The organism is Alkalibaculum bacchi (assembly GCF_937875145.1).
Taxonomy (GTDB): domain Bacteria; phylum Bacillota; class Clostridia; order Eubacteriales; family Alkalibacteraceae; genus Alkalibaculum; species Alkalibaculum bacchi_A.
The window spans coordinates 1-9,041 of sequence record NZ_CALNCS010000048.1 but is presented as its reverse complement, the minus strand read 5'-3'; the positions used below and the strand labels follow the sequence as shown (position 1 = coordinate 9,041).

General features: G+C 40.1%; 10 protein-coding genes and 1 pseudogene. 8 read left to right on the top strand and 3 right to left on the bottom strand.

From position 1 onward, the window contains the following. Positions 1-42: 42 nt before the first annotated feature. Complete coding sequence (locus tag Q7P22_RS02995; protein WP_303860453.1) at positions 43-291, top strand: hypothetical protein; 249 nt, start codon at positions 43-45, stop codon at positions 289-291. Between the two features lie 323 nt (positions 292-614). On the opposite strand, the pseudogene Q7P22_RS14920 reads toward Q7P22_RS02995, so the two are convergent. The 3 genes and pseudogenes from Q7P22_RS14920 to Q7P22_RS14910 form a co-directional block, all read right to left on the bottom strand. Continuing rightward, positions 615-734 (bottom strand): annotated as a pseudogene (locus tag Q7P22_RS14920) (integrase core domain-containing protein); the annotation flags it as partial. Between the two features lie 468 nt (positions 735-1,202). After that, positions 1,203-1,355, bottom strand: coding sequence for a transposase (locus Q7P22_RS14915; RefSeq protein WP_369695483.1), 153 nt, complete (start codon positions 1,353-1,355; stop codon positions 1,203-1,205). Next, the gene (locus Q7P22_RS14910; RefSeq protein ID WP_369695482.1) at positions 1,330-1,479 is read right to left on the bottom strand and encodes a hypothetical protein; all 150 of its coding nucleotides are present in this window, start codon (positions 1,477-1,479) and stop codon (positions 1,330-1,332) included. The genes Q7P22_RS14915 and Q7P22_RS14910 overlap by 26 nt, the downstream gene beginning before the upstream one ends. Positions 1,480-1,829: 350 nt before the next feature. Here Q7P22_RS14910 and Q7P22_RS02990 point away from each other — a divergent pair, with 350 nt between their 5' ends. The 7 genes from Q7P22_RS02990 (at position 1,830) to Q7P22_RS02960 (ending at position 8,474) form a co-directional block, all read left to right on the top strand. Continuing rightward, positions 1,830-2,333 carry a PTS sugar transporter subunit IIA gene (locus tag Q7P22_RS02990; protein ID WP_303860450.1) on the top strand — a complete coding sequence of 168 codons (504 nt, stop codon included), beginning with the start codon at positions 1,830-1,832 and terminating at the stop codon, positions 2,331-2,333. A gap of 1 nt (position 2,334) precedes the next feature. Then, the gene (gatB, locus tag Q7P22_RS02985; protein ID WP_303860449.1) at positions 2,335-2,613 is read left to right on the top strand and encodes a PTS galactitol transporter subunit IIB; all 279 of its coding nucleotides are present in this window, start codon (positions 2,335-2,337) and stop codon (positions 2,611-2,613) included. A 67-nt stretch (positions 2,614-2,680) separates the two neighbouring features. Beyond that, a complete protein-coding gene (locus Q7P22_RS02980; protein WP_303860447.1) occupies positions 2,681-4,054 on the top strand; it encodes a PTS galactitol transporter subunit IIC in 1,374 nt (457 codons plus the stop codon). A 138-nt stretch (positions 4,055-4,192) separates the two neighbouring features. After that, positions 4,193-5,239, top strand: a complete 1,047-nt coding sequence (locus tag Q7P22_RS02975) for a galactitol-1-phosphate 5-dehydrogenase (protein WP_303860446.1) — start codon at positions 4,193-4,195, stop codon at positions 5,237-5,239. A 20-nt stretch (positions 5,240-5,259) separates the two neighbouring features. Then, entirely contained in the window at positions 5,260-6,204 is a 945-nt protein-coding gene (gene pfkB, locus Q7P22_RS02970; RefSeq protein ID WP_303860444.1) for a 1-phosphofructokinase, read from the top strand. Positions 6,205-6,207: 3 nt separating this feature from the next. Beyond that, positions 6,208-7,107, top strand: coding sequence for an aldose 1-epimerase family protein (locus tag Q7P22_RS02965; RefSeq protein WP_303860441.1), 900 nt, complete (start codon positions 6,208-6,210; stop codon positions 7,105-7,107). A 467-nt stretch (positions 7,108-7,574) separates the two neighbouring features. After that, positions 7,575-8,474 carry a ketose-bisphosphate aldolase gene (locus tag Q7P22_RS02960; RefSeq protein WP_369695481.1) on the top strand — a complete coding sequence of 300 codons (900 nt, stop codon included), beginning with the start codon at positions 7,575-7,577 and terminating at the stop codon, positions 8,472-8,474. Positions 8,475-9,041: the final 567 nt, after the last annotated feature.

Below are 9,041 nucleotides of genomic sequence, written 5' to 3'. Positions count from 1 at the left end.
CAAACCCGAAAAAATTACACGGCCACTCCCGAAAAATAACTCTTGCCAAAAACAGAGAACAAGATGGGCTACATCAGACGAAAACTGTTCGTCCCCGTACCGCAGCTAAGCGACATGAAAAACTTCAATGCCCGCCTGCTCAGACATGGCTTCGAATTCTCCGAAAAGGACCATCGGATCAAGGGGAAGCAGGAAGCGCAGCTGTTCATGGAAGATCGCTTTGCACTCATGGATCTTCAGCAAGATCCACGTCGTGCGCTACGAGCGCAGGAAAGCCGACAAGCAAGCTAAGATCTGCGTAGGAGACGTACACCATTACTTGATCGACCCGGCACTTGCCGGAAACGAGGTCATAGTCGCGCTCGCCGCTATGGAAATCGAAATATACGATGTCTCCAGACTTTTTATCTATACGCATTCGAGATCCTACGGAAAGGCTCCTACAGACACGACGGATCTGGTACCCAGTTGCCACTCTTATGCTCTCGCAGTGGTGTGTGGAAGAACTCGCAGGTGAGATTTTACATATCGCAGGACCTGAGCGAGTAACTGGTCGAACTGTCTAGATACGATTTGAACTTCTCTACGAGAGTCGCATTGTTGCCTAGTTTCATTTATGCCACTTGAGTGAATGGCTCGTAAGAGCATTGCGCTGGAGTCCTGTAGTCGAGTGATTCGTGCGGTCGCCTATTGTTGTACAGTTCAACAAGCTGCGCGATGCAGTCTTTGAGTTGACGTGATGTCTCGTATTCCTAGAGTCGCAGCCCAACGTACGCCGCTTGCGCTGTATCACCACGTTGTCCACCCAGTGTGCCTTGCCGTCCATGCTTTGGCTGATACCGTGTTTGGCTAGGTAGTTTAGGTAGATGTAAGTGGTGTAGGCGCTTCTTTGATCTGAGTTCGTCATAGCTGGCAGGCCGTGCTCTTGCCAGGTGGCACCGTATGGATTCTTCTATTGCCCGTTTGAGTCCTGTATGAGCATCTAAGGTCACGCATCTCACACCTACGACTCCACAGGTTTTCAAGCCCGAAAGAAACGCTTTCTAGGAACCATATGACTCGGTATCTACATAACCCAAGCCGATAAATCGACGATATCCGTCTGATCCACAGGTGATGGCGGTGGCAACAGTTACGGATTCAACATGGACGTCTTGCCCGTGTGTTTGATATAGGTGGCATCCAGCCACAGATAGGAAAAGTCAGTGTCTTCGAAGGTACATGACTGTTGGTCTTCTGACCCCTTGATCGGGTACCTTGCATATCCTTGATATCTGAGATGCGCTCATATGATCTATTCCCAGCTTCGCGGCTACCTTTTCTACCTTCCTAGTCGAAATGCCGTTTGCATACATCTTCTGACACCGTGGCTACGACAGCGTGATCAGTTCGTGAGTAACGGTTGATCATATCTTCGGGAAAGTAGATACCTATCCTCAGTCTCTCTATCTTCATCGTGATCTCACCGATTAATGTCACAAGTTTGCGTTCATGCTATCCATTGTGAATATTGTCTTCTTTGTAGGCCATGTCTGCCTAAGCACCCATGGTCTCGTTTGCCAGAGTTTCGAAGTCATTGTCGTGTAGAGTATCCATGGCGGTCATTGCCTTTCTTTTCGAATCCGTTTTCTTGGTTCGTTAATAGGTTCTAAGCGATGGCCATTACTCCATTACGAGGTACTCTTTACTTTGAAATCTCCCTTACACACTAACTTTCAATACGCGATTTTTTCGCTAGTAAAGTAAATCTCAAAATCTATGAAATAGTTTTAGCTTGTGTTCATTGGCTCTTTTTCATAAGGTTAATTAAAGAAATAGGAATTATTAATTTGGGGGCAGATGAAATGGTTTGGGAGGAACTAGAAGAAAATTTAATTTTTCCTAGTGTAAAAGCTAAAACATCAGATGAAGTCCTTGAAATATTGGGTGGGGCACTCATCAAGAAAGGTTACGTCAAAAATAGCTATATCCAGGCTCTTAAAGAGCGTGAAGTAGAATTTCCAACTGGTCTTGATATTAATGGTATAGGTATAGCAATCCCACATACTTCGGCGGAGCATGTGAATAACACTGCAACATGTATCGGGATTCTTAAAAATCCAGTTTTATTTTATGAAATGGGTACCGACAACCCAGTACAAGTTAGAATCGTGTTTATGCTTGCTGTGACTGATCCACATGCGCATATTGATCAATTAAAGCAAATTATATTAATTATCCAAGATAGAAATATACTTCACAGTTTGTTGGGTTCAAATAACCCAAAAGAAATTATTCAAACAATCAAGAGAAAGGAGCAAGTACTTGTAGTTACTCAAGAGAGGGAGGATTAGCATGAAAAAAGTTATCGTAGCATGTGGAGGAGCAGTTGCAACATCTACTGTTGCAGCAAATGCAATAGAAGAGCTTGCAAAAAAAAATGATATAGATATCAATATTTGTCAATGTCGAATTTCTGAGATTCAATCTAACTTAGATGGCGCAGCGCTTATTGTTCCAACATCTCGGGTTAAACGAGACTATGGTGTTCCGCTTATTCCAGGTACAGCCTTTATTTCAGGCGTTGGCACAGATCAACTGGAAGAGAAAATCTTAGATGTTCTTAGAAAATGAACTTTAATAATCATTACATGTTTTTAACTAATTTTAAATTGTAGCGCCAAAGAAGGAGGGCATGAATATGTTCGAAGGATTTTCTGCATTTATGCAGTATATAGTAGATATGGGCGCTTCTGTAATGTTACCAATCGTTATTGCTATTTTGAGTATTATCGTAGGCGTTAAGCCTAGTAAAGCAATTCGTGCTGGTCTAATGATTGGTGTTGGTTTTGTAGGTCTGAGTTTAATCGTTAATCTTATGAATTCTGAGCTCGGTCCTGCCGCGCAAGCAATGAGCGAAAGATTTGGTCTTTCGCTTTCAGTGGTTGATCAGGGATGGCCTGGTATTTCTCCTGTTACTTGGAAGTCAAGTATCGCATTAGTAGCAATTCCATTGGCCATAATAATTAATATTATTATGTTGGTTACGCATCTTACTAAAGTAGTTAATGTTGATATTTGGAATATCTGGCATTTTACATTCACGGGTGCTATTGTGTACGTTGTAACTGGTAATTACTGGTTTGGCCTTCTAGGTGTTGCTATCCATGCAATAGTGGCATATAAGCTTGGTGACATTTGGGCTCCAGTTATAAAAAATTATTTTGGTCTTGATGGTATTACCATTCCTCATGGTGATTCAGCGCATATGGCGCCCTACGCAGTCTTTGTTGATTGGGTTATAGATCGCATTCCCGGTCTTCGTAATATTGATATTAATGCTGATACTTTGCAAGAAAAAATTGGTGTTATGGGTGAGCCTGTGGTTATTGGCTTCGTTCTTGGTTCCATTATTGGCCTTCTCGCGGGTTATGACCTTGCAGGTTTTCTTGCATTAGGTATTAATATGGCCGCAGTTATGGTATTAATGCCAAAAATTGTTAAATGTATCATGGATGGTCTTTTACCTCTTTCCGAAGCAGCAAAGAAATTTATGAATGAAAAGTTTGGCGGACGTGAATACTATATTGGACTTGATCCGGCTATTCTGCTTGGAGATCCTCAGGTTGTAACAGCAGGACTTATTTTCATTCCAATTACGCTGCTTATAGCTGTACTTATTCCTGGAAATCGCGTTCTTCCTTTTGGTGATCTTGCAACTATCAGCTTCTTTATTGCAATTGCAGTTGGCATACATAAAGGCAATCTATTTCGCACCCTTTTTTCCGGATCATTAATTATGGCAATTACTATTTGGATTGCTAACCAGACTATACCCTGGGTTACAGCGCTTGGTGTTTCAACGGCTTCGATTGATGCAGGTACTACTATAGCCGCGCTCGATCAAGGCGGTGCTCCACTAACATATATCATTACTCAAATTTTCACATTACAGAATTTGCCTGCATTACTTGTAATAGGCATTCCATATGCTGCTTGTATTATAATGTCGGCATATTACTCAAAAAAACTTTCTGCAAAAATTGCAGCCAAAGAAATTGAAAAAGAAAGTTAAAAAAGGAATATTCGATCTTTTAAGAATAACTTAAGTGTGTAAGTATCCTAGTAAAATAAATTGGAATAAACCGAAAATATATTCAGTTGATTTTATGTCTTATTTCTTAAATTTTGAATGGCTAGGAGAAAGATTATTATGAAAGCTGGGGTAGTTCATGCTCGTGAGGATATTCGGTATGAGGAGATTGCTACTCCTATACCGAAACCAGGAGAAGTTTTAATTAGAGTTAAATACACAGGGATTTGCGGATCGGATGTTCCTCGGGTGAATGGAAATGCGGCTCATTTTTACCCTATAGTCTTGGGACATGAGTTTTCTGGAGTTATTGAAAAAGTTGGTGAAGGTGTAACTAGTCTTAAAATTGGTGATCGTGTAGCCGGAATTCCACTTGAGCCTTGTATGAAATGCGATGACTGTAAGCGAGGCAATTTTTCGCTGTGTAAGCATTATATCTTTATAGGATCTCGTGTTTTCGGGAGCTTTGCAGAGTATGTCTGTGTTCCAGAAGCAAATGCTATAAAAATTAGCGATCTAATTTCATTTGAGCAAGCTGCCCTTTTTGAGCCAGCGACAATTGCATTACATGGAGTCGAACGTATTGATTATAACGGTGGCTGTACTGTTGCAATAGTTGGCGCGGGGACTATAGGATTATTTACTATGCAGTTGGCAAAAATTTTTGGTGCTTCAAAAGTTATAGCTTTTGATATTGATGGGGATCGCCTTGAAGCAGCAAAAAAACTTGGCGCTGATGCGGTAATAAATACCTTAAATTCTAATTACATGGATCAAGCAATGAGATTGACTAATGGCAATGGTTTCGACTATGTATATGGTACCTCAGGAGCTGTTCCTACTATTAAGATGCCATTTTCGCTCGTTGGGAACAAAGGCAAAATATGTTATATCGGTACTCCAACCAGCGCAGTTACTTTTTCCATTGATGAATGGGAACAAATAAATCGCAAGGAAGCTGTAGTTACAGGTTCTTGGATGAGTTACTCAGCTCCTTTCCCAGGGCACGAATGGAGCGCGATTGCGCACTTTTTTGCAACTGGGCAACTAAAATATAAAAATATAATATTCAAAATATACCCATTGAGCAAAATTGCTGATGCATTTTCAGCTTTTAAATATCCTAATAGAATTAAGGGCAAAATTCTTATTGATTCTGAAATTTAATTTTACAAAGAGGTGAGATTATGATTACCACAGTTACGCTTAACGCATCCATTGATAAAGCTTATCGTATGGGAAAAAAAATAGAGTATGGGACGGTTATGCGTGTTGCTGAAGTGAGAAATACAGCTGGTGGCAAGGGGTTAAACGTAGCACGTGTAATTAGTATCTCTGGATCGGATGTACAGGCAACTGGATTGGTAGGAGGCTATAATGGCAAATACCTTGAGTTTCTTGCAGAAGCAGATGGTATTAAGTGCGTATTTGGACATATTAATGGAGAAACAAGAAGTTGCATCAATGTACTTGATCCGGTCTATCGATCGACTGAGTTTCTCGAACCTGGAGCAGATGTAAGCCAGCTAGAATTTGAACGTTATTTGAAAGAATTTCCTTCTATTATTGCTGATTCAGATATAGTTACCTTTTCAGGTAGTCTTCCATCAGGTATTAGCCAAGATGCATATAAAAGGCTTATATCAATTGTAAATAAAGCGGGCAAATTAGCCATTCTTGATGCGTCTGGTGAGGCATTGCGGCGGGGTATTGAAGCTTTTCCGATTTTGGTTAAGCCTAATAAAACTGAGATGGAGGATCTTAGCAAGGCTCCGATTCGCTCGTTTGATGATGTGGTTAACTGCGGGGAAAAGTTGTATAAAAAGGGCATTGCATATGTTGTTGTTTCTCTTGGGAATGAAGGGGCTTTGCTCGTATGTAAAGATGGAATTTTTCAAGCGACTCCACCGAAAGTTAATGTAGAAAACACAGTTGGATGCGGGGATTCAATGATTGCAGCCTTTGCTATAGCTTTTGAGCAAAAGATGCCATCAATAGACGCCCTCCGTTATGCAGTATCGGTAGGATCTGCTGCTGCAGTATCGGTAAACACTGGAGAATATGATCTTGAAGAACAGAACAGAATTTTTTCACAGATAAAAATTCATGTTATCAAAGAGGGGATAATATAAAATATGAAGGATGTAGATAGAGTTTATTCAATTTCAAGTGACTCGTTAAATGTATCTGCATCTATTTTAGGTGGCGCATTAACTTCCGTTAAGGATGCTAAAGGAATTGAATATTTATGGCAAGGAAATAAAACTTATTGGAGTGGTACTGCACCAATACTATTTCCAATATGCGGAAGTATTAGGAATAATAGAGCAACTATTGGATCTTCTAAACATACTATAATGCCTCGTCATGGAATTGTGAGGAAACGCAAATGGAAACTCGAATCAATTAGTAATTCTACTATGACATTCTTGTTTGCATCCGATGATGTTTCGCGAGATGCTTTTCCTTATGATTTTATTCTTCATGCTACTTATCTTGTTGAAGGGAAGACAGTAGAGTTCGTTCTTGAAGTTGAGAATTCTAATGATATTAAAATGCCTTTTTTTGTAGGGGGGCATCCTGGCTTTAATTGTCCCCTTATGTCGGGAGAAGTCTATAACGATTATTATCTTGAATTTGAAAGAGAAGAAGATTGTACATCGCCAATATCAATTAGTGAAACTGGGTTAGTTGATATGGCACATCGTGTAAAAATATTATCTAACACTCGATATCTTGAACTTTCCCATAAGTTATTTTATAAAGATATGGTGATTTTAGATGAGCTTAAATCAAGAAAGGTATCTTTGCGATCACATAAATCGGATGTAGGAATAGCGCTTAATTTTAAAGAATTTCCTTATCTTATACTATGGTCTAGTCCAAATGGTGGTCCATTTATAGCATTGGAACCTTGGCTTGGTCTTTCTACATGTTCTGACGAGGATGATATTTTTGAGCATAAGCGCAATGTGCAAATACTTGCGCCTCATGCAAAGAAAAAGTATAGGTTTTCCATACATGTGCTTGGATGAATGTTAATAAATTAGGTAATTGAGTTTTATAAACATTTAAGATATGATTATTTGTATTGTGTAGTTATAAATTGGTGTCCAATATTTCCTCTTAAGAAGGTTGAAAAAAATTTGGAATGTAGAATAGCGGGGACTGTAGTCTCATTTGGGCATCAAGTTAAAAGTGAAAGATGTTCGAGATGGCTTAACTCCTATCTTTAATTCTATATACTAAGCCTTACGCTTTTTATTTCTTGTAAACGTCTAGTGTCCTTATGTATTTTAGAAATATTTAAATCATTTATGATTGAAATGTATTTTTTTCTTTTCTTTCTAGTTAGAGCAAAGAAAGGCAACGGACCAATAGATATCAAAAGAAAATCCCTATTCTTAATTTTACTTTTGTTTTTGCTTCTTTGAGTATTCATAATTTGCCTAGTTCAGTAATACCATATCTTCTTTTATATAAGTAAAAATAAGAAGGTGTGGTGCTAGAGCTATTAATAGCCATTGTTTTTGAAGGGAAAGAAGACTTTATGCTTGTATCGACCAAAGAAATGCTGCTTAAAGCCCAAGAAGGTCATTATGCTGTGGGGGCTTTTAATATAGAAAATCTTGAGTTTGTCATGGCTGTTGTAAAAGCTGCTAAAGAAAAGCATTCACCTGTTATTTTACAAACTACACCAGGCACTATTAGATATGCATCACTTGATTATTTTGCATCTATAGTACGCACTGCAGCTGAATATGCTGATGTCCCTATAGCCTTACATTTAGATCATGGTGATGGTTTTGATCGCTGTGTTCAGGCTATTCGATCCGGGTATACATCTATTATGATCGATGGTAGTCACCTATCTTTTGAAGATAATATAGCTTTGACTGCATCTGTTACAAAAGTCGCCCAGGCAATTCAGCTTCCAGTCGAAGCCGAACTTGGTAAAGTTGGTGGGAAGGAAGACGATGGACCTGCTTCAATGGGTGAAAATCCTTATACAGATCCAGATCAAGCCGCTGAATTTGTTTTACGTACCAGTTGTACAAGTCTAGCCGTTGGTGTTGGTACTGCTCATGGTGTTTATAAGGGGATTCCTCATATTGAACAGAAAATTTTAAGGGAAATACGTTCTAAAATTAAAATCCCTCTTGTATTGCATGGAACATCTGGCGTTCCTGATGATCAAGTTAAAGCAGCTATTGACAACGGAATTTGTAAAGTTAACTATGCAACTGAACTTCGTCAGGCATTTACGCACGGTTTCATGGGATATATGAAATCTAGTCCATCTTGCTTCGACCCCAAAAAGCCTTCTTCTCTTGGAATGGAAGAGATTGTTGCAGTAGTTAAGTCCCATATGGATAATTTAGGTTCAGCTAATAAAGCATAAGTGATAAATTCACTACACATTAGGTATATATGTATAAGATTTTGTACCAAAGATCTGCACTGTGGGCAAATGATGATTTTGTTTGGTTGAATCCAAATCCCAGCTGAACAAATAAACACGAAAGAGCGTTCCAGCACTTAGTTGGACGCCCTTTTTCCATTATAGAGATCTCCTCGTGAGGCCGTTTTCCTAGATTGGCGAGCTGCGAAGAAGTGTTCGGCTGGGTTTTGACTCAGGGGTATCCTGCGCCGTTCGAGGCGTGTCCGGTACGGGGTGCGGACATTCCAAGGAACACATTCGATCGTGTCGAGAAAGTTGGTGTAAGAAAGGGAGAGGCCCAAGAGGCATAGGAAACGGCCATCGTCTAGAATCTGAAATCGCGACAGATCGGATTCGTGGAAAGGACGATGACCGCAATGCAGACTATACCAGAGACCGGGACGGCCGATCTTACCATGCCGAGGTTCGAGGACGGCGCCATCAACCTGCAGGAGCTCCTCAGGCGCATGGCCGAGGACGTCGTGAACGGCGTGATGTCTGCCGAGGCCGACCAGATGTGCGAGGCAG